Origin of the sequence: Cytobacillus sp. T106, from assembly GCF_040492155.1 — a bacterium.
GTDB lineage: Bacteria > Bacillota > Bacilli > Bacillales > Cytobacillaceae > Bacillus_AB > Bacillus_AB infantis.
Window position 1 is genome coordinate 373909 of record NZ_JBEUMK010000003.1, and the last position, 20636, is coordinate 394544.

Below are 20636 nucleotides of genomic sequence, written 5' to 3' on the forward strand. Positions count from 1 at the left end.
AAAGGAGCAGGCAGGGATTGATCCTGCCTGCTTAGTTATTTTGGTTCCAAACCTTCCAAATAATCTACCGCTTCTTCAAATGTGTTGATCGGAATGATTTTCATATCTGTCCCGATCTCCTCGGCAGTTTTTGCTGCTTCGCTGTAGTTCGACCCGGCTGCGCCATTTTCATTCGGCGCCAGAAAGATTTCTGCTCCAGCTTTGTCGGCCGCTACAATTTTCTGCTCAATCCCGCCAATCCTTCCGACTGTTCCATCGGCAGAAATGGTTCCTGTTCCTGCAATCTGATAACCTCTTGTCAAATCTTCCTTAGTCAGCTGATTGTAGATTTCCAGTGAAAACATCAATCCAGCGGACGGACCGCCTATTTCCTCTGTATTGAGGCTGACTTCCGGCTCGACTTTAATCTCCTTGTCATCGACAAGCGATATGCCGATCCCGACTTTATCAGGATCATCTTTGAAAGCTTTCAGGGAAACCTCTGCTTCTTTGCTCTCCCCGCCTCTTTTATAGGCAAGTGTAATGGTGTCTCCCTCTTTTTGTTTGCTGACATAAGAAATGAATTCTTCAGACGACTTGAATTTCTGATGGTCGACTTGTGTTATCATATCGCCGGCCTTCAGCACTCCGTCAGCAGGCATATCCGGCAGGACATTCATCACATAGACCCCTCTGTACTCATAATCCACCGGCAGGCCAGCCTTTTTATAGGCAACCTCAATGGCTGCTGTTTTTGATGTGTCCATCAGATGCAGCTGGCGGACATTGTATTCTTCATCAGTTTCATCTTCGCGCCTAATTTCCTCGACAGGATAGATTTCCTGGAACTTGCTCACCTTTGCAGTCAGATAGGAGTAAATATTGGCCCTGCCCATCCTGACGGTTGTAAGCATGAAGTCCCCTGCCTCATCATATCCGCCTTCCACTTCAATTATCGGTTCCAGCTGCTTGGCCATGCCTGGTTTTGTTACGTAGTAAGGCAGATAATAGAAAAACCCTGCCAGCAAAATCACTGCAGCGATAAAGAAGGAACGGAGGAAGATTTTATTTCTCTTCATCGTCTTCTTGCCCCTTCCAATTTTGAATAGCTTCCTTTATTCTGGGAACTTGCTTTCTTGCTTCCTCTTCCCCAATCCTGATGATATCTTCAATATTGGTGAAAGCCCTTGAGCTGTACATTTCCACATGCGGTCTGATCATGATATCAGAGGCGATCTCCCGGTTCGAAACGAGCTCCATCTGCATAATATCCAGGCTTTGCATGATCACATCGAATATCGATGTGATGTCAGAGCTGGTCTTCACTCTTGACACATCGACAGCTATGATCAGGTCCGCTCCCATTTCTTCGACAACTGACACCGGCACCCTGTCAATGACTCCCCCATCGACCAGGAGCCGGTCTTCCAGTTTTTCCGGAGTGAAAATCCCGGGTATTGATATGCTTGCCCTGACGGCATCAGCAATCGGCCCTTTGCTGAAAACAACTTTTTCCCCTGCCTTAAGATCAGTTGCAACCACTCTGACAGGGATATCAAGATCTTCCAGGTTCTTGCCATGGGTAAACAATCGAATAAGTTCCTTCACCTTCTTGCCAGCCAGAAACCCCATCTTCGGCACTGTAAAATCAAGATAGTACTTTCTTTTGAAAGCACCTGCCAGCTTATAGAGCCTGTCAATGTCCAGTCCTGCTCCATAAAAGCAGCCTACAAGCGCTCCCATGCTGCTCCCGGCAATCACATCGACGTTAATTCCTTCCTCTTTCAGCACTTTGATGACGCCAAGATGGGCGAACCCCCTGGCTCCCCCTGATCCCAGCGCCAATCCAATCACGGGCTGCCTCATCAGCATCCCCCCTTTTATATATGACTCATGGCGGGCGATAGTCAAGAATTTGCTTACCTCCGCATCAAACACAATAAAGCCTGGTTTAATCTTATGGTCTATTTTATCTTTCTATGAGTATATTGGGATATATGGGGACAAGGCGTGCCCGGCTGAAGCCGATTGGGCAAAGCAAATGGAAAACCCTGTATATTGGCTGAAAAATCTACTGCGCCTCAGGAGGGACGGTTTGCCGCTCCAGACCCGGCCCGCTGATTATAAATACAGTTTATCACTGTTCTGCATGAGCTGCACAGTTTGTTTACCTGATAAGGGAGGATTTGCCGGTGTTGCGTTCCAAACTAAAAACACTCATATTAGCTTCATCCGTTACATTAATGGCTGTATCGCTCATATCCTTTCCACAAGAATCAGTCGACGCGTCGATTAGAGGCCTCAATATGTGGTGGGAAATTGTCTTTCCTTCTCTCCTCCCCTTTTTCATAGTATCTGAGATGCTGATTGGATTCGGGGTGGTCAAATTCCTCGGAGTTTTGCTGGAGCCGCTCATGCGGCCGCTTTTCCGCGTTCCGGGCGTCGGAGGTTTTGTCTGGGCGATGGGGATGGCTTCAGGCTATCCTGCCGGGGCAAAACTTACTGCCAGGCTGCGCCAGGAAGATCAGCTGACTAAAACAGAAGCTGAAAGGCTCGTTTCTTTTACAAACTCATCCAACCCCCTGTTTATTTTTGGAGCAGTCTCTGTCGGTTTTTTCAACAATGCAAAAATCGGCATCATACTGGCTCTGGCCCACTATCTTGGAAATATTACTGTCGGCTTGATCATGCGATTTTATGGAAGAAAAGAAGAGATGACCCGCTCAAAGCCAAAAAGGAAAAATTCTCTCAGGGCTGCGTTTTCTGCTCTCCATCAGACAAGGATCAATGACAACAGGCCCATCGGTAAATTGCTCGGCGACGCTGTTATGTCATCAGTCCAGACGCTGCTTATGATCGGGGGCTTCATCATCTTATTTTCGGTTATCAATAAATTGCTCTTCCATCTGCATATCACAGCTTTTGCAGCCGAATTCATAGCAGTCGCCTTCAGCAGCATCAGTCTTCCTTCCGAGCTCAGCATCCCATTTATATCAGGTCTGTTTGAAATAACACTGGGAAGCCAGATGACGAGCCAGATTCAGCAGGCCACCCTGATGCAGCAGGTGATCGTAACAAGTCTTGTACTGGGATTCTCAGGGTTTAGTGTACAGGCTCAGGTGGCCAGCATTCTGGCCCAGACAGATATCGGCTTTAAGCCTTTCTTTGCTGCAAGAATCATCCATGGAATTGCTGCGGCTATGTTCGCCTTTCTTCTTTGGGGGCCAGTCTATGAGAGGTTCTATCATACAGATGCCCCTTCCAATGCTTTGCCTGTTGGGCTATTTGGCGGAAATGCTTATTCACAGGCTGCAGCCTTCCTGGCAGAGCATGGACCGCTGATAACACTCGCAGCTTTGCTTGTCTATATTTTCCTGCTGGGCAGGCAAATTTATGCAGGAGATGCACAAAAAAAATAACCGGCACACGCCGGTTATTTTTACTGCTGAAGACTGAATTTCCCGCTGAGCGCTTTTTGGACAGCCTCTGGCACAAGCTCGGAAATATCTCCGCCGTATTTAGCCACTTCTTTGACGATGCTGGAGCTTAGAAAAGAAAATTGGTTGTTTGTCATCATGAAAAACGTTTCTATTTCCTCATTCAAGACCCGGTTCATTGATGTAATCTGCATCTCATACTCAAAATCTGAAACCGCCCTGAGGCCCCTGATGATTGCGCTTGCCCCGACCCCTTTTGCATAGTCAACAAGCAGTCCCTGGAAAGAGTCCACTTTCACATTGGGGAATTCCCTCGTCACCTCACTGATCAGGCTGATGCGCTCATCAACAGAAAAAAGCGGATTTTTGGATGAGTTATTAAGCAGGACCACATGAATCTGGTCAAAAACCTTCGAGGCCCTTTTAATGATATCCAGGTGGCCATATGTAATGGGATCAAAGCTGCCCGGACAAACTGCAATGCTTGCCATTGTCATCCTCCTTCATTACCGTTGCTGTATGTAAAAATTGAAACTGCTATTATTCCATATGTCTCGCTTTTAGTTTTCACAAAATTCCCTGTCTCACCCGGCAGCTCTATATCTGAAGCATGTTCACAAACGATAACTCCCTCTTCTTTCAGGAGGGAATGCCGGCCGATCAATTCCATCAGCTTCAACAGCTGCTGTTTTTTATAAGGAGGGTCCAGGAAGATATAGTCAAAGGAAATTTCCCTTTTAACAATCGCTTTCAATGCCCTTTCAGAATCGTTCCGGTAAACCTCCGCCTTTTCTTCTAGGCCGCAGGCTTCCAGGTTTTCATGGACCGTCTTGATTGCCTTTCCTTCCCGGTCAACGAAAATCACGCTTTCCAGCCCCCGGCTTAAAGCTTCAATTCCGAGGCCTCCGCTGCCGGCAAAAAGGTCGAGTCCGGTTCCGCCATCAAAATACGGCCCAATCATGTTAAAAATAGCTTCTTTAACCTTATCGGTGGTTGGCCTTGTTGTATTTCCGGGCACTGCTTTTAAAGAAATGCCTTTACATTCACCTGACACCACTCTCATCATTCATCACCACAATCATTTGACATTTTCCCTTATTTTCTTATTTATCCTAACACAATTCGCCCCCTGCCGCCAACAGGCTATTTGAAAGCGGATTCACCAGAAAAGCGGAAGCGCCTTGCTCACTTAAGGAACGCAGACTAAGAACGCCACGTCCTGTGGCAACGTCTGCATGACCCCCATCCTGGGGGCCTTAAGACAAGACACCCGAAAAGGCGTTCTTTGCCTTTTTGGGGGGCTTGGCTTATGACTCGAGGGGCAGGCGCTGGATTAGTAAATTTCCTTAACTGCAAAAAATGTTCCCAAAAGGTGTATAACCGTGTTCTTTATGGAAATAATGTAAGTAACAACATCTATTCGAGGGTGTTGTTGCCAACCGCGGAGAAGACTTACGTTTCCCCATAAGTTCTTCCTCCGGTTTCTCCTCTCCCTTTGCCTTCTGTCCCTATGGGATATAGAAGGGCCCTGCAGGAATGCAGGGTTTTTTTCTGTTTCTGCCAAAAGAATGGCGGGAGTGCTGGAAAGTTTGAAATTAGATAGTTATCGGTACATTCTTTTCTTTTAACAGACGAACAAATGAAAAAAGCTGGCATCGCCAGCTTTTCTTATTTGCCTTTTTCGATAGAAATCCTGTGTTCATCTTCGGCAACTTTAATTTTAAATAGTGCTTCCAGCCAGTGACTGTCCATAAAAAGCTCTGATCCTACTGTTACCAGCGGATTCTCCAGGAGCCCGTAGTCCTCTTCATTGTATATGAAAATGTTTTTGTCCAGATAGAAACGGTAGCTATTATTGCCTGCCCCCTGAAGGAAAATTTCTGTAGCAGAAACTTTTTCCGCTTTGAATCCAAGCAGCCCTGCAGTTTTAATAAATGGAAAATATGTTTTTCCATCCAGGCCGATTGCCTCCAAATCTGACTCTGTCCCATTGACATCTATATTCCGCTCATCGGCAAAATAAAAAGGAATATAAGGAGCTTTCTCATCTTTGTTCAAGGTGAAATAGCTTGTATCTTTTCCAAGCTCACTTACAAGGAAACGATCCAGCTGTTCCGCATTAAGAGAATCCGAGTTTTTAACGTAAGAGTAAAATCGTTCCATTCCTTCTTCACCCATGACCTCCTTCAGCCCTGCCAGAAGACTTTTTGCCTTTTCAGAGCCAGGCTCCTGTGAGAGTGCTGCCGAAGCTGCTAAATCCAGCAGCCAGGTTTCACCAGGAGGTGTCCCGCTGAATTTCTCTTTTAGAGCTTGAGACAGAATTTTAGCCATCAGCTCATTTGGATCAGTTCCGGGATTGATAATCATTAGTCCGCTGCCGGCAGCTTCTTTATAGGAACTGGTTTGTATTAAAGTTAAGAACGGAAGATCTGCCATTTTCTCCGCCGATTCCGGAGCTATGGCAAGTCCGTTTTCTTTTTCCGCAGCTAAAAAGATGATATTATCGCCTGCCTCAAAAGTGTTCAGCTTTTCAGCCTGCCAGAAGACTGCCGGTGCGTCTCCTTCCCGTTCAAACACATAATAATCAATCAGCTCTCCCTGCTTGTACCCTTCCGGGCGGCCGCCGGCAGACCAGGTTCCGGACCTTCTGGAGGAATCTACAATGACGGTGAGTGTATCATCTATGTGAACATCAGGAATCATGGTCGTCCAATCAGTCAGCAGGAACGCGGCTGGAGAAGCGCCCACAGGGATTATATATTCGAAGGTGAGGCTGCCGTCTTCAGAAATGAATGTGGACGGATCCTCATCAGAAGAGCTGCATCCCTTCCCTTCTATGCCGGGACATTCCCATCTGAACTGCTTTTCTGTGTTGACAGTTCTGTATTCTTTGCCTTTCGACAGGCCTTTTATAGTCTGTGTAACGAATAATTGATCTTGTGTTGTTTCTATTGTCAGCTCCTGTTGGGCTGACTCCAGCACCTTAGAAGGCTCTGACTGTTTGGAGTAGGCATTCCACTGAAAGAACAGCATTGCGCCGATTACAGTCCCTAATGCCAAAAAACTGAGAAACAATCCTTTCCACATGCCGATTCCCCTTCGAAAAATAATTCTTTATTCATACAATAGCAAATGAACCTGACCAGGACTATCCTTTTTTTTACGATTTCATGAAACTTTTATCCTGATTCGTGATTTGAGTTTTTTTCGTTCTTTCTATAATTTTCCGCCAGAGGACCCGTTTCCATATTAGAGTGCAGGCTTCTCAAACACTCTGCTTAGTGATAAAGTATCAGGAGATTCATTAAATTTTTTCATATTAACCAGGAGGAATCTATGTGATCCAGCGTTTTATTGAATTGGGAGAAGGCTATTCCGATATATATGAATTACTTGAAATTGTCCGTTCTAACAAACATCGGCTGCAGCATTTGATAGCATTTCAATCCGCTTATGAAGGGAAAGAGATGACATCGGTCGCCGCGGTGCTCAGGCCTGCTGAGACAGGGAAATTCCAGCCTTTGTATATTTGCCGGGAAGGTATCCCCCATCCTGACAAAGCTCCCAACGCCAGGTTTCAATTATTTAAGGATTTAGCTGATGATTGCGAAAAGGAAATGATCCGGCTGGAAGTCAAGCCTTCTGCACTCTTTGCAGAAAAAGAATTATTCTATCAGTACCTCATCGGCATTCTCAGATTGAACCATTATATTCAGCCGCTGCACTAAGAAATGCGGAAAAGCCTTGGTCAGCCCCGACAAGCTTAAGACACTCCAGGATAGAAGGCCTTCTTTGCCTTCAATCCTGGAGGGGCTTAAGACTCGAGGGGCTAGGCTTTGGAGCTGGACAAATAGAAATGCTGAAAAGCCTTGATCAGCCCCGACAAGCTTAAGACACTTCAGGATAGAAGGCTCAGCGCAGCAGAATTGAATTGTTTTGTTTGTTCATCAGAAAAAAGGCAGGGATTTCTCCCCGCCTTTTTAAATACCCATTTTATAATCGTATTCTTTCGCTTTATCCGGCTTCGAATTTTCGAATTCTGTCTTCAGGAACGGTTTATAGGAAGGCTCAGCCTTTTTTACGAATGAATAGGATGAAATTTTTTGGATCAATGCCTCAGTATCCTCTATATCGCAGTAAATGACCGCATACTTCAGCTTTTTGGAAACATAGTGGACATTTCCAAACCGTCTCAGCATTTTTGCCTGCTTAAGAGAATAAAGCCAAACAATGATTCCCTGTCGCTGACCTAGCATATAATTTTCCCCTTCAATTTGGCAGTTTTTTATAGTCTAGCAAACAAAAAGGCATATATCAAGAAAAGCTTATAGACTTATGTGCCGCTGCGGAATGCAAAAAGCCCGGGAGTACAAGCTCCCGGGCCATGCTGATTTATGCGGAACAGCTGCAGCTTCCGCCTGATCCGCAGCCGCCTCCGCAGCTGGAGTCAAAGAACGGGTTGCCAGTCGGCACCTTAACACTTTCCGAGACAGACTTTCCAATGATGAGACTGACTTCGTCAAGCAGGCTTTGCAGATCTGTTTCAGCCTTTTTGAACTCAGCCAGATGAATGTCCATGTCCATCTCCCTTTTCACTTCCCTGATGCTCATCATCACTGTTTTATAATCAGGATGATACCTTCCGAAGCGCTGCACTTCTTCGTACTGCTCCTTCATTTTTACAAAGGCTTGAATTTTCCTTTGAGTCTCCCTGCTGTTTTTCACTTTATATAAACAAGCGCGGTACTGCTCCGCCGCTTCTGATGTAAGAATCATGGCCGATAATTGGTCAGCTCTCTCAAGCAATTCGACTCTTTCGGTTGTTGCAAGCATGAAAAGCCCACCTCCGATTCATATTCTATCATGAATATGTTAAATTGCGAAGTATGTGCTTAAGGTATTTTTACAGTAAATTCCTTTTCTGCCCCCACAGTACTTCCTTTTGAAACTACTTTCACCTTTATGTGATGGAGTCCGCTTGCGAGCCCTTTGACCGAAAAGGAAGCAGCATGGACTTCCCGCACTTTCTTTCCGTCAGCATACAGCAGGATTTTCCCTTGCTGTTCCCCTGCACCATCCCGGAAAGAAACTCCTGTAACGATACAGTCTATGTATAGGTCACTGCCATGGATTGTATATTTAACAAATAGCGGGCTCTCCTTTTCCTCCAGCCCTGCTGCTGAAATGTTTTTAGCCCCAATATCCGCTGTTTCAAACTGCTTTGCCTCCGGCTCCGGCAAATCTTTGCCGCATCCGGCAGCCAGCACTGCTCCGATTCCAATGAACAAGGCGATTACTTTTTTCATTTCTTGTTCCTCCTTTGCCACCAGGCTATTACTAGTCTTTCTTGGAAGGCAGCTGTTTATGAGCAGAAATTTTCAAAGAGAGAGCGAATCTTTTTTTTAAACACGATGAAAAAAGCTCTTCTCCCGGGAGAAGAGCTTACTATGAAGATTGTGAGTTCATTGCCTGAAACATGCTCATCATCATGGAAGCCATCTGGACGCCATTGGTGAACTTCTCAACATGATGCGGGATCGTTCTTTTATAATAATGCAGTGCGGCAACCTCCAGCGCTTGTATTTCCTGGGGATTCCTGGACAAAGTGCGATACCATTGGGGCTGTTCTCTAATAAATTGCTTCAGTTCTTTTTTCTGCTCTAAATAGTCAAGGATATCTCTTCTCATCTCACACCTGCCTTAAATCAATCTTTTCGGAATGAAAAAGGATTTGGCGGTTTTGCCTGGACCGGGCTTTGTGAGCCTGGGGTCTGGCCTCCTGTCTGGAATTGGGAGATTACGCCCTGGACCGCAGACAGGGCCTGGCTGAGATTATTAATATATCCTTGCACCTGGCCGGGATCCATTTTTTTGACGGTGCCCATCACCGTGGACATCCAGTCGCTTTTTTTCTCCTCTTCCTTCACTTCTGCCCCAGGATCCGATTCGCCCCATCTGGCATCCTCCTCACCGAGAAGGTACCAATCTTCGTATAGATCCTGCCACGTCGACTTTCCATCTCTTACTTCTTTTATGATATGCGGCCTGGATTTTACGAAGTCCTTGAATTGCGCAACGGAAGGATGAAGTTTCTTTACTGTCATAATCCAATCACCTCATCTGATGCATTCGCCTACTTTACCATATGAAAAAGGTTCATGAAATGTGAAAGCTGTCTTTCACAGATGCAAAAAATGCCAATTAAATGATAAGATATGAAGCAGAAAGCATGTGAAAGGTGATATTTATGGATGAGCAGCTAAGGGATTTATTCGAAGCCTGCCTTGAACAGGCCACTGATGACGACAGGAAGGTTTTGCACACACTTCTTGCCGGAGTGAAGAAGAAGCAGGATAACATAAACAGCTCCTATATAGGCGGCATCCTGCATATGGACCGGACCATCACAGCACAGGAATGCAAAATTACAATGCCCGTCTCCCCCCTCCTGCATAATACACTCGGCATCGTGCATGGAGGGATCACGGCCACTGCTGTCGATTCAGCAATGGGCACCCTTGCCAACTCCCTTCTGCCTGAGGGCTATGGGGCAGTCACCACACAGCTGAATATCCACTATCTGGCTGTCGGTAAAGGCGAAAACATTATATGTACAGCCGCCCTAAGCCACAAAGGCACGAAGACCATGGTTCTTTCTGCTGATGTATACAGGGCTGACGGACGGAAGATCGCACAGGCTACTGGCAGCTTTTTTGTTATAGAAAAAAAATAAGGAGGGCGCTATGGTCACCGCCATTGTCATCCCTATTATATGCTTATACTTCTTCTGGGTCACGAGGAAGGAAAGGCGGAATTCCGAAGCAGAATGGAGAAGTATTGGCATGGTCCCTGAAGAAGCTGTGATTGAAGGGAAAGTCACTGCGCTTCACCTTGAAAAGCAGCGCTATTATCATCATCTGTATGTTTGGGTGCTTGAAATGCGCCTCCAGGCTTCAGCAAAGACAATCATAGCCAGAAAGCTGCAGGCAGCAGATCAAGAATTCAGGTATCCCGGTTTTAAAGAGGGCGAATTTATTATCCTTTTCGGGAAATGGCAGAAAGATATTTTCATTGTAAACCGTTCAATGCCCAAAAAAGGACTGAATCAGACAGCATCCCTTGAAACAGACTAAAAAAAAGAGGCTCCCGGCAGTCCGGAGGCCTCTTTGACTATCTTCACTCTTGCCATTTCTGTATGAAATTCTGAGTATAATGCCTGTCGTGCACGCCGACGCCCAGGTGGGTGAAATCCGGGTTTAGCAGGCTCTCCCTGTGGCCTTTGCTATTCAGCCAGCCTTCAACTACTGCGGGAGCATCCACATAGTGAGCAGCGATATTCTCGCCTGCCATCTGATAAAAAACCTCCCCAGCCTCAAGCCTGTCCGACAGCTCGCCGTATTTTTCCGAGGTATGGGAAAACTGTTTGCTTTCAAACATATCCCTGCTATGCTCATAAGCTACTTTTGCAGTAGCTTCGTCCCATTCAAGCACATTCAATTCATGCCTTGCCCTGATAAAGTTGCTGATGTCGAATATCTGTTTTTCATTGCCTTCTTCAATCAGCCTCTTTTCTGCCTGCTCTGAAGGCTTGGCTTCTATCAGGTCACCCCTGTATACCAGTTCATAAGGCCGGAGCTTTACAAGCGTCGGGGCATCCATATACCTGATGCTGGACAGCTCGCCTGTGAAACGGTCGATATACAGCTGTGCATAAATATTTCCGGCCTTGATGAGCGGCCTGGTATTCAGATCGTCTTCAGAGAGTTCAAACCGGTATGAGCTGCCTTTGTATTGAAAATTAATATTAGTGTCAATAAACACAGAAGAATAAATTTCGCTGACCGGCTGACCTATATGGAAAGGACTCACGTCAGCATCGGGCCCTGTGGCAAACAGCGTGACAATCCTTCCATCCAATACGCCCGCCTGAACATACTGGCTGGTGCCTTTCTTATAAATCCACCATTCATAGCCATATTCTGATGGGTCTTTACGTTCCGGGTCACCAAGCAAGACCTGCAGATCAGAGGCATTTTTGCCAATAAGCGATGACAGGCCCTCCCCCGGAAGCTTTAAGGAAGATTCGTCAATCATATTTTGCTCGCTGAGAGAATCGTCTTTCTGGGGTTTCGTTTCCTCATCACTGATCAGGAGTTCGTCTTTAGGGTCTGATGATATATTAAAATAAAAACTAATCACCAAAAAAATGGATACAATAATTAAAATACGGATTAATTTTAGCAGACTCCAGCCCCCTCCCTGCCGTCTTTTCTATCTTTTCTATCATTATATGCCGCAGTATATAGATTATTATATCATTTTCAACTTTCTTTTTAATAGAATAGAATGACAAAATTGCAGGTTTGTCATTGAAAACACAAAAAGACTGCTTAAGCAGTCCGAGTTTGAACTATTAACCTATAAATTAATTTTTCAAAACCAGTTTTAATTGTAAATTGGGGCTGATGGTCTCCGTTCCAGACACTTCGCTTTCAGCGGGGCGGAGTTGAGCCTCCTCGCGCTTGCGCGCTGTGGGGTCTCAACATTTCCGCTGCAATCCCGCAGGCGTCTACGTGTCTTCCTCTCCGGCCATCAGTGTTTTTCAAAAATTGTTCTTGCTTAGCCCCATTATAAAGCAGCTAGCCGCACATATTAATTCAATCCTGAATAAATTTACTAATAAGCACTATTGGCTGGAGTCTTTGTCCTCCACTCCAATCAACTGGGTTTTAAAAACTGTTGGCACTTTGTGACCGATAACTTCATATGCTTTAACTTCATACTCTTTTTTTATACAAATTTTCCTAAACTAAGCAGTTTTTATTGTGTTGCTTCATTTTCGTGTTCAGAGATGTCTGTGAGGGCTTTTCCGGCCTGGGCGTTGGTGCGGCTGCTGACGGCAAGGTCGCCGAGGGAAATGATGCCGGCCAGTTTGCCGTTTTCTACAACTGGAAGCCTCCTGATCTGATGCTCAGCCATGATCCTTGACGCTTCACTGATATTGGTATCAGGCGAGACTGTAACAAGATCACTGCTCATGATATCCTCCACTTTTGTGGAACCCGGATGCTTCTCTGCCACCCCTCTTACCACGATGTCCCGATCTGTAATCATCCCTACAAGCCTGTCAGCATCCACAATCGGGATGGCGCCGACATCCTGCTCCTTCATTTTCAAAGCTACCTCATACATATTGTCCAGAAGAGTGCAGCAATCTACATCTCTTGTCATTATATCGCCAATTTTCTTCATTATAAGCCCTCCTTATTTGATTCCTGCCTGCCGCCTCATTCAGAGGGGCAGACAGATTCGCTAAAAGATAGGTTTTCCAGTCAAGGGATAATTATGTACTGCAGCGGCAAAATAAGGACAGCCATAAAGACCAGCATAATTGTGACTGTTTTAAGTTTTCTTCATCTATTCGTTGCAACTTTGACATTTTTCTACTATTATTAAATTTGAGATAAAAGGGTCCCGATTTCATTGCTTATAGTCCCGGGATGCCTTTTTTGAAAGGCTTGGCCGCTGGTTGCCTTTACTTACAGAATTGCTGTCCAAAAGGACGGCATTGTTTTTCAGGAGGGACAAAGATGAAGTTCGAAAATACTGGTTTGGAAGAACTGAAAGCAGACCTTACACGTCTTGATGAAGTGATGCTTGAACATGGATTGGTCCGTGAAGGCCAATGGGATTATGAAAGAGTTACATACGACCGCAAGTTTGAATTAAAAGAAGGCGTTTTCTATCTGCGTGTCTTCGGTTACGCAGCGGAAGGGGATATCGGCTCCCATAAAGCCGTTATCCAGCTGATGACTCCTTTATTAGGAAAGCATTATTATCCCCATGGAATTGAGTATGGAGAAGGAGAAAGCTTCCCTAAGACACTGGTCAGCCAATGCGAAAAAACCCTTGCAGACATCCAGAGCAAAGTTAAAGGGTTTGCACTGTAAGCTGCAGGAACCGCATTACAATGGGAAGCACTGTAAAAGACGCATGAAACCATGCGTCTTTTTTTCCAGATAAAAAAGCGGACAAAATCAGTTGTAGGCCAGCAGTTCTGCGTAATATAATATAATAATATATCTCAGTTTAAAGAATCAATATCTGAAGCTAAACCCTCAGTGATTTGGAAAGGAGTTTCACCTTGTCCGGTTTTTTTACAAAACGTTTTTTCATCTGGCTTATTGGGCTAATCTTAATAGGCACGCTTTTCTATTTCATCCTCCCTGTTTCCGTCCCGCTGATTGTTGCTTTTATAACAGCACTCATGCTTGAACCGCTCGTAAAGCTTCTGCAGGGAAAACTTAACATCAAACGAAGAATTTCCGTCATGATCGTTTTCATTGCTTTTGTTCTGTTTATTGGACTGTCCGGATATTTTATTACGACAAAAGTGATCACCGAAGCCATTAAGCTGGTTGAAAATGCTCCGGAATATGTGAATGAAATAAACAATGCATGGCTTGATGCAGAAGAAAAGTTCACCCGTGCTGCAGAAGATCTTCCAAAAGATGTGGTGGATGAGATCAGCAACCAGGTACAGACTTTCCTGAATAAAACGAAAACTGAACTGGTTGCATATGTAAGCATTGATAATGTGAAGGCGCTGCTTACCAATATCCCGAATTATCTTGTCAGCTTCCTTGTTTATTTAATTGCATTATTCCTGTTCCTGATCGATCTTCCGAGGCTCCGGCGTGGTGCCTACAACCACTTGACAGAAAAGACAGCCGATAAGGTCTCTTTCATGACATCCCGTCTCTCTTATGTTGTATTGGGCTTTTTCAAGGCACAGTTCCTCGTAAGCCTGATCATCTTTTTTGTGAGTCTTGTCGGGCTTCTTATCATAGCGCCGGATATCGCACTGGTCATGGCGCTCGTCCTGTGGATCATTGATTTCATTCCGATCATAGGCTCAATTGTTATACTCGGGCCGTGGGCGCTGTTTCATCTTTTGACAGGGGATGTGGTTCTGGGCACGAAGCTTGCCGTCCTGGCAGCTGTCCTGCTCATCATCAGAAGAACCGTAGAGCCAAAAGTAATGGGAACCCACATCGGGCTCTCCCCACTTTCCACCTTGATAGCCATGTATCTCGGGCTTAAGCTCCTTGGCATTCTTGGCTTTATTATCGGGCCGCTTATTTTGATTGCTTTCAATTCTGCAAAAGAAGCAGGGCTGATTAAGATGGATTTCAAAGTTTAAACAGTTTCAAAAAACAAGCAGGGCTCTTATATAAAAGATCCCTGCTTGTTTTTTTCTGGAGTTAAAGAGATTCGGCAGCTTACCCAAACTCATGCTGCTCATAATTATTGTTAGAAAAAATCATAGAAAAACGCTTTTTGATGGGGAACCATTTTTTCAAATATGTCAGCATCTTCTGCAGATCCCTTGATCTCTCCAAGTTCATACAGCTCAATCGGCCGCTTGTATCCAGTGATAACAGCCGTCAGTGCATTGATGCTCAATTGCAGCCCTCTCTTTGGCGGATGGGCGCAGCTGCCCCCCTCTTTTGGCGGAAAGTATTGAACACCATTGGCTGACAGCTGATAGGTCCCTGTGTTCCAGGGAGCTAATTCGTCTGCAACATGCAGGAACAATGATTGTTCCGGAATTCCGTTAAATTGATAGGTGCCCAATGCCATTGAAAGATCTACAATCCGTGCCATAAAATAAGGGGTGACCTCCATATGCTGCTTTGGCTGCTTGAGATAGTACGGGAAAGGATCGTGGACCGATGTAAGCACCTTTACTTTATCAACCATAGAATCATGCTGGCAGATAAAGTTCCACAAACCAATCCGAGCTTCAGCAGTTAAAGCAGCTAATTCCTGAATGTCGAGGATGCTCTTTTCAACCTTGTAAAGAATATAACCTTCCGGCCTTCCTTCATCCGTTTGCCATACCGCAATTTGATAGTCGGAATAAACACTCTTGAGCCACCAGTCCCTGTCCCTGACAAGCATGCCGGAAAACTTGCTGGTGAAGCGGTCGTATATCTCTTCTGCTGTTGCATCATGGGTATCTTTGTTAAATCTGGTGATCCTTCCGGACAGCTGGCCGATCATATGTAAATCTATTTTATTGATTTCAACTCTTTTTTGGTCAGAAACCAGTTCCCATCCGTATTTCCTGTAAAAATGAATATTGAAGGGATGGAGAAAGGATATTATCTGCCCATTTTCCTTCATAGCCGACAGAGCCTGGCGCATTAGTCCTGATACATAGCCCCTTCTTCTGTACTCAGGAAAGGTGGCCACTCCTGCTATTCCGCCCATTTTCCATTCTTTGTCCTGAATTTTAACTTTTAAGTCCTGTAAGTGAAGCTTGGCAGCCAGTTTTCCATCTTCATAGGCTCCATATATCTTATGTTTCCTCATTGTTTCTTTCCTTTTAGGGAAATCACTTTCTGGTACATGATATTGAAAAGCATAACTGGAAAGCCTGATGGCTTCATCAAATGAATCCTCTTGCAATAATTTTATTTCCACTATGATTGCCTCCATTCTACTTTTATCTATTCTATAGAGTGGCTTGTATTTCCTTCATTCAGAATCATAAGACAGTAAAAGGGAGGCACCGTCAAGCGGAGCCTCCCTTTTGTATAGCAGCGGACTGCAGAGCTTAATCAGAATCCTAAAATTGCTTTAATGACTGATGTGGTTTCCCCGCCATGATAGAACACATATAACAGCAGATAAACAGCTACTCCTGTTATCGCCGTAAAAAACCAGATGATGCTTGTTATCGGACCAATTTTTCGGTGCTTTTCCAATTTATTCGTATAGCCGGTCAGCAGTGTGACAATGCCGAATACTGCTCCTGTAGTAGCTAATGTAATATGGAAAATCAAAAATAAGGTATAATAAATTTTTATATCATCCGGCCCTCCAAAGGCAGTATTGCCGATAAAAACCGTCCTGCTCGCATAAATAATGAAGAAAATGATAGCAAATATTGCCGCCAGCAGCATAGTCTTTTTATGCGCTTCTATTTTCCGCTGGCGGATCTGATACCAGCCGATCGCTACTGTAACAGCGCTCAATACAATGAACGTGGTGCTGATTGTAGGCAAAACAGGCAATGAATAGTTCATAATAACTTCCTCTCTGGACTCATGTTTACAAAATCAATTCTATTAAAACAGCGGCGATTTTTCAATAAACAATCCGCTTCTTTCAGCAATGTTCCCTAATTGTTCATAAATCCAGATACCATTTAATAGAAAAAATCTCCCGGCCTGGGAGATTTTTTCCTACTCGGCAATCTGCGGATCAAGCGATCTGGAAGCCTTAAGTTCTGCTTCAGTTTCCTGCTGTTCCTTCTTGTACCATTGGAAGAAGACCTGAGCGAGGACAACCCCGTATACAACTTCCTGGAATACCTTCATAAGAACGCCGCCAAGCTGCTGGTCATTGAGGGCAGACATGCTGTTGAACATTTCAGGACCGCTCAAATTGAGCGAAGCCAGCGTGGCTGAAGGAACACAGAGATGCATGGCATCAGCCCAGGCACGCGGATCCGAGAAGGTCGCGTAAATAGGTGTGTCTGCAAAAATGATCAGCGCACAAGCAGGTGTAAGAAGAATGCCGTCAGCAAAAATATACCCGACCTTCTTCAGCCCATTCAAGGATTCGTATTCTTCAAGTTTATTCACAAGAGGCCACCACATCAGCCCGGCAAGGATGAACAGAAGTATAGAATAGCCGCCATGAAGCCACATATTCGTCTTGACTGCGTCAAAGATCAATGGAATATGGTAAATGGAGAAAATTCCATTGAACAAAATCAGGGCTATCAGGGGCTTTGTTAAGAACCTGAAAACTTTTTGAATACTTGCCGGTGCCAGTATCTTTCGCCATAGCCATTCCGGGATCCCTGTAATCAAAAGGGGCGGTACAATCAGATATAGTATCGACATCTGAATCATATGCGCGTAAAAGGTGATATGGCTCATCAGGTCTACCGGTGAGCCTTTTACTGCATACACAAGAATGATAGCAGCCGTAAACAGAACTGCCTGTTTGGCTGAAAGCGGGGTGCTCCCGCTGAATCGCTGCCGGTATTTTACTGTCAGCAGAAAATAGGCTGCAAGGATTGCCAGCATGACTATAAAGAAATAAGGACTCCAAAGCGCTCTAAAACCGAATATGTCTAGTGTAAGCATCGCTTGCCACCTCTTAAAGTAATATTGTCGCTTGCACTGTCAAATGCATGTACAAAGCCATTATACCGCTGCTGGAGATGAAACTCAATAATACACAGCTTACTGCAGGCAAGCCCTGCACAAAGTTCATCAAATCTCCTTATTCATACAAAAAAAAGAAAATCGGCTAAAAGCCGATTTCTTTTTTACCACCAGATAATTGTCATGAAAGCCAAAACTGTAATTGCACCCACGAGCAAGCCGGAATACAGGAACAGTGCAGGAGCCTCATGGCCCTTATGGCTCATATGCATGAAATAATAAAGCTGGAAGATAACTTGCACAACTGCAAGGATCAGGATGAACGGCACGATGAACCATGCCGAAAATTCCTCATAGCCAACAGCTACAAATGCTACAAGCGTAAGGAAGATCATCAGGGCAAAAGTGATGACCTGCATTCTCATTTCCTCTGCACTTTTCTTGCGACGGTATTCAATGTCTACTCTTGGGTTACCTGAGTTCGGTTGTTGATTCGCCATCAGTTTATCCCACCATTCCCATTAAGTATACTACTGTAAAGATAAATACCCAAACAACGTCAATAAAATGCCAGTATAAGCTTGCGACATAGAATTTTGGAGCGTTGTAAAGGCTCAATCCCCGTCTTGAGTTGCGGATCAGCAGTGTTGTGATCCACAGAAGACCGAATGCAACATGTCCTCCATGGAAGCCTACCAACGTATAAAAGGCTGAACCGAAAGCACTGCTTGTGAATGTATGGTGGTATTCATGCACATAGTGATTGAATTCGTAAATCTCCAGTCCAAGGAACGCAGCACCGAGGGCAACGGTGATCCACATCCAGAGCTGCATCTTCTTGAAGTTGAAATTTTTCATATGGTACATGGCGTAAACGCTTGTCAGTGAGCTCGTCAATAGAAGCATGGTAGCTGCAAAGACGAGCGGCAATTCAAACAGGTCCTTAGCCAGGGCATGTTCTGTTCCCGGAACCTTATCTTTTAAAGCAAGATAGGTTGCGAAGAGAGATGCGAAAAGCACCGTCTCCCCGCCAAGGAAGAACCAGAAGCCCAGAAATTTATTCTTTGCTTCGAGGGTTTGTTTCTCAGGCGATGCAGGCCATGTTTCTACAGTCATTTTTTCTTCTGTATGCATTATGCCTTTACCCCCTTGTCATCATCTTCTTTAAGTAAATCTTCTTTATGGATATGGAAGCCGTGGTCATCCTTGACAGATCTCAGGAACATGGAGCCCAGTGTAATGGCCATGCCGAGAATCAGGACAGGAATGCCCCAGTTGTTGCCGTCGTCGCCGTGGTACATTGCACCAAAGGCAGCTACGAACAGTCCAAACGAAATCATGAATGGAATGAAAGATGAATTAGGCATATGGATATCGCCGATCGGCTCTGCAGGCGTCAACGCGTTCTTGCCTTCCATCTTTTCAAGCCAGTATGCATCTAAACCGCGGACAAGCGGCGTCTGCTTAAAGTTGTAGAATGGCGGCGGTGAAGGGATAGCCCACTCCAGTGTGCGCCCGTCTCCCCAAGGGTCATTCCCGACTTTAACATTTTTAACACTTGTCACAATGATATTGATAAGCAAAATCAGCACGGCAACTGCCATGAAGAATGCACCAATTGTACTGATCATATTTCCTGTTTCAAGCCCCTGTCCAGGCAGGAATGTGAATACGCGGCGAGGCATACCCATCAAGCCCAGGAAGTGCTGGATAAAGAATGTCAGATGGAAACCGATCAGGAACAGCCAGAAAGTGATCTTTCCAAGCTTTTCGCTCAGCATGGTTCCAAACATTTTTGGCCAGTAGAAATGAAGGCCTGCCAATAGTCCAAGAACAACACCGCCAACGATTACATAGTGGAAGTGAGCTACAACAAAGTAGCTGTCATGGAACTGGTAATCGGCTGGAGCAGCTGCGTTCATAACCCCTGTTACCCCGCCGGCAACAAAGGAAGGAATGAAGGCTACTGCATAAAGCATCGGTGTTGTAAATCTGATGCTTCCCCCCCACATTGTAAAGAGCCAGTTGAAAATCTTGATTCCTGTAGGAACAGCGATCGCCATTGTCGCTACAGCAAAGATAGCGTTGGCAATTGGCCCGAGCCCTGTTGTAAACATATGGTGAGCCCATACCATGAAGCCAAGGAAACCGATCAATACCGTTGCGAATACCATGGAAGAATATCCGAACAGCCTTTTTCTTGAGAAAGTAGCAAAGATCTCAGAGAAAATACCGAAAGCAGGCAGAATCAGGATATATACTTCAGGGTGTCCGAAAATCCAGAATAAATGCTCCCAGATAACTGTGTTTCCGCCGTTGGCAACATCAAAGAAATTAGAGCCGAACATGCGGTCAAAGATCAATAGAAAGATACCGACAGTAAGAGCCGGGAACGCAAACAGAATAAGTGCAGATACTACAAATGTAGACCATGTGAACAATGGCATACGCATATATGTCATGCCAGGGGCACGCATATTGACAATCGTTACAAGGAAGTTAATCCCCCCGATTAGGGTACCAGCACCGGAAATCTGCAGTCCGAGTGCATAGAAATCGATCCCGTGGCCTTCAGATGCCATCGATAAGGAAGCGTAAGACGTCCAACCAGCATCTGGAGCCCCTCCTAAAAACCATGACAGATTAAGGAAGATTCCTCCAAAGAAGAACAGCCAGAACCCAAGTGAGTTAAGGAACGGGAACGCTACATCCCGCGCACCGATCTGAAGAGGAACGACTGCGTTCATAAAAGCAAAGATCAATGGCATAGCTGCCAGGAATATCATGGTTGTACCGTGCATTGTCAATATCTCATTGTACAAGCCGGCACTTAAGAAATCATTGTTTGGAACTGCCAGCTGAATACGGATGAACATGGCTTCAAGTCCACCCACTATAAAGAAGAAACCGCCGGCAATTAGATAAAGGATCGCGATTTTCTTATGGTCCACTGTTGTTAGATAGTCCCATAAAGTGGCGCCGAATCCTTTCTTCTGAGCGTAGGTACTCACAAGTTTTACCTCCCTTTCGAACT

The 20636-nt window shown here is 45.1% G+C and carries 24 protein-coding genes; 6 read left to right on the forward strand and 18 right to left on the reverse strand.

Annotation, left to right across the window (positions count from 1 at the left end; all coding sequences use genetic code 11):
* Nucleotides 1–35 precede the first annotated feature (35 nt).
* Nucleotides 36–1058 (reverse strand): SepM family pheromone-processing serine protease, encoded by a 1023-nt coding sequence (locus ABU165_RS09465; protein WP_101550677.1) that lies wholly within the window; start codon nt 1056–1058, stop codon nt 36–38.
* Nucleotides 1045–1845, reverse strand: coding sequence for a patatin-like phospholipase family protein (locus ABU165_RS09470; protein WP_022543690.1), 801 nt, complete (start codon nt 1843–1845; stop codon nt 1045–1047). Before ABU165_RS09470 ends, ABU165_RS09465 begins: the two co-directional genes overlap by 14 nt.
* A gap of 326 nt (nt 1846–2171) precedes the next feature.
* Here ABU165_RS09470 and ylbJ point away from each other — a divergent pair, with 326 nt between their 5' ends.
* Nucleotides 2172–3398 (forward strand): sporulation integral membrane protein YlbJ, encoded by a 1227-nt coding sequence (gene ylbJ, locus ABU165_RS09475; protein WP_035401061.1) that lies wholly within the window; start codon nt 2172–2174, stop codon nt 3396–3398.
* A gap of 20 nt (nt 3399–3418) precedes the next feature.
* On the opposite strand, the gene coaD is transcribed toward ylbJ, so the two are convergent.
* From coaD to ABU165_RS09490, 3 genes are all read right to left on the reverse strand, one after another.
* Nucleotides 3419–3907 carry a pantetheine-phosphate adenylyltransferase gene (gene coaD / locus ABU165_RS09480; RefSeq protein WP_022543689.1) on the reverse strand — a complete coding sequence of 163 codons (489 nt, stop codon included), beginning with the start codon at nt 3905–3907 and terminating at the stop codon, nt 3419–3421.
* Nucleotides 3908–3909: 2 nt separating this feature from the next.
* Nucleotides 3910–4479 carry a 16S rRNA (guanine(966)-N(2))-methyltransferase RsmD gene (rsmD, locus tag ABU165_RS09485; protein ID WP_101550679.1) on the reverse strand — a complete coding sequence of 190 codons (570 nt, stop codon included), beginning with the start codon at nt 4477–4479 and terminating at the stop codon, nt 3910–3912.
* A gap of 605 nt (nt 4480–5084) precedes the next feature.
* The gene (locus ABU165_RS09490) at nt 5085–6503 is read right to left on the reverse strand and encodes a hypothetical protein (protein WP_148950223.1); all 1419 of its coding nucleotides are present in this window, start codon (nt 6501–6503) and stop codon (nt 5085–5087) included.
* Nucleotides 6504–6754: 251 nt separating this feature from the next.
* Here ABU165_RS09490 and ABU165_RS09495 point away from each other — a divergent pair, with 251 nt between their 5' ends.
* Nucleotides 6755–7144 carry a DUF7147 family protein gene (locus tag ABU165_RS09495; RefSeq protein ID WP_094769948.1) on the forward strand — a complete coding sequence of 130 codons (390 nt, stop codon included), beginning with the start codon at nt 6755–6757 and terminating at the stop codon, nt 7142–7144.
* A gap of 252 nt (nt 7145–7396) precedes the next feature.
* On the opposite strand, the gene ABU165_RS09500 is transcribed toward ABU165_RS09495, so the two are convergent.
* From ABU165_RS09500 to ABU165_RS09520, 5 genes are all read right to left on the reverse strand, one after another.
* The gene (locus tag ABU165_RS09500; protein WP_009791147.1) at nt 7397–7672 is read right to left on the reverse strand and encodes a YlbG family protein; all 276 of its coding nucleotides are present in this window, start codon (nt 7670–7672) and stop codon (nt 7397–7399) included.
* A 136-nt stretch (nt 7673–7808) separates the two neighbouring features.
* Nucleotides 7809–8249 carry a YlbF/YmcA family competence regulator gene (locus ABU165_RS09505; RefSeq protein ID WP_009791146.1) on the reverse strand — a complete coding sequence of 147 codons (441 nt, stop codon included), beginning with the start codon at nt 8247–8249 and terminating at the stop codon, nt 7809–7811.
* A gap of 59 nt (nt 8250–8308) precedes the next feature.
* Nucleotides 8309–8722 carry a hypothetical protein gene (locus ABU165_RS09510; protein WP_318060132.1) on the reverse strand — a complete coding sequence of 138 codons (414 nt, stop codon included), beginning with the start codon at nt 8720–8722 and terminating at the stop codon, nt 8309–8311.
* A gap of 139 nt (nt 8723–8861) precedes the next feature.
* The gene (locus tag ABU165_RS09515) at nt 8862–9104 is read right to left on the reverse strand and encodes a YlbE-like family protein (protein ID WP_009791144.1); all 243 of its coding nucleotides are present in this window, start codon (nt 9102–9104) and stop codon (nt 8862–8864) included.
* Between the two features lie 17 nt (nt 9105–9121).
* Nucleotides 9122–9520 carry a YlbD family protein gene (locus ABU165_RS09520; RefSeq protein ID WP_009791143.1) on the reverse strand — a complete coding sequence of 133 codons (399 nt, stop codon included), beginning with the start codon at nt 9518–9520 and terminating at the stop codon, nt 9122–9124.
* A 143-nt stretch (nt 9521–9663) separates the two neighbouring features.
* Between ABU165_RS09520 and ABU165_RS09525 the strand changes: the two genes are divergently transcribed.
* Together ABU165_RS09525 and ABU165_RS09530 are read left to right on the forward strand one after the other, a co-directional pair.
* Nucleotides 9664–10149, forward strand: coding sequence for a PaaI family thioesterase (locus ABU165_RS09525; RefSeq protein ID WP_009791142.1), 486 nt, complete (start codon nt 9664–9666; stop codon nt 10147–10149).
* A gap of 10 nt (nt 10150–10159) precedes the next feature.
* Nucleotides 10160–10549: a hypothetical protein gene (locus ABU165_RS09530; RefSeq protein ID WP_009791141.1), complete on the forward strand. Its 390-nt coding sequence runs from the start codon at nt 10160–10162 to the stop codon at nt 10547–10549.
* Between the two features lie 43 nt (nt 10550–10592).
* Here ABU165_RS09530 and ABU165_RS09535 read toward each other — a convergent pair whose 3' ends face one another.
* Together ABU165_RS09535 and ABU165_RS09540 are read right to left on the reverse strand one after the other, a co-directional pair.
* The gene (locus ABU165_RS09535; RefSeq protein WP_396349972.1) at nt 10593–11618 is read right to left on the reverse strand and encodes a CAP domain-containing protein; all 1026 of its coding nucleotides are present in this window, start codon (nt 11616–11618) and stop codon (nt 10593–10595) included.
* A 618-nt stretch (nt 11619–12236) separates the two neighbouring features.
* Complete coding sequence (locus tag ABU165_RS09540; RefSeq protein ID WP_094768888.1) at nt 12237–12668, reverse strand: CBS domain-containing protein; 432 nt, start codon at nt 12666–12668, stop codon at nt 12237–12239.
* Nucleotides 12669–13006: 338 nt separating this feature from the next.
* On the opposite strand from ABU165_RS09540, the gene ABU165_RS09545 reads away from it, so the two are divergent.
* The gene (locus ABU165_RS09545) at nt 13007–13366 is read left to right on the forward strand and encodes a YugN family protein (protein ID WP_009791136.1); all 360 of its coding nucleotides are present in this window, start codon (nt 13007–13009) and stop codon (nt 13364–13366) included.
* 194 nt (nt 13367–13560) lie between these two features.
* Nucleotides 13561–14619, forward strand: coding sequence for a sporulation integral membrane protein YtvI (ytvI, locus tag ABU165_RS09550; RefSeq protein WP_009791135.1), 1059 nt, complete (start codon nt 13561–13563; stop codon nt 14617–14619).
* Between the two features lie 110 nt (nt 14620–14729).
* Here the strand turns inward: ytvI and ABU165_RS09555 are convergent, their stop codons facing one another.
* The 6 genes from ABU165_RS09555 to ctaD form a co-directional block, all read right to left on the reverse strand.
* The gene (locus tag ABU165_RS09555) at nt 14730–15905 is read right to left on the reverse strand and encodes a GNAT family N-acetyltransferase (protein ID WP_318060134.1); all 1176 of its coding nucleotides are present in this window, start codon (nt 15903–15905) and stop codon (nt 14730–14732) included.
* A gap of 137 nt (nt 15906–16042) precedes the next feature.
* Nucleotides 16043–16510: a DUF420 domain-containing protein gene (locus ABU165_RS09560; protein WP_318060135.1), complete on the reverse strand. Its 468-nt coding sequence runs from the start codon at nt 16508–16510 to the stop codon at nt 16043–16045.
* Between the two features lie 159 nt (nt 16511–16669).
* Complete coding sequence (gene ctaG, locus ABU165_RS09565) at nt 16670–17581, reverse strand: cytochrome c oxidase assembly factor CtaG (RefSeq protein WP_022543684.1); 912 nt, start codon at nt 17579–17581, stop codon at nt 16670–16672.
* A gap of 185 nt (nt 17582–17766) precedes the next feature.
* Entirely contained in the window at nt 17767–18102 is a 336-nt protein-coding gene (gene ctaF / locus ABU165_RS09570; protein WP_035401058.1) for a cytochrome c oxidase subunit IVB, read from the reverse strand.
* A 4-nt stretch (nt 18103–18106) separates the two neighbouring features.
* Nucleotides 18107–18736 (reverse strand): cytochrome (ubi)quinol oxidase subunit III, encoded by a 630-nt coding sequence (locus ABU165_RS09575; protein ID WP_009791129.1) that lies wholly within the window; start codon nt 18734–18736, stop codon nt 18107–18109.
* A complete protein-coding gene (gene ctaD, locus ABU165_RS09580) occupies nt 18736–20613 on the reverse strand; it encodes a cytochrome c oxidase subunit I (protein ID WP_022543683.1) in 1878 nt (625 codons plus the stop codon). The genes ABU165_RS09575 and ctaD overlap by 1 nt, the downstream gene beginning before the upstream one ends.
* Nucleotides 20614–20636: the final 23 nt, after the last annotated feature.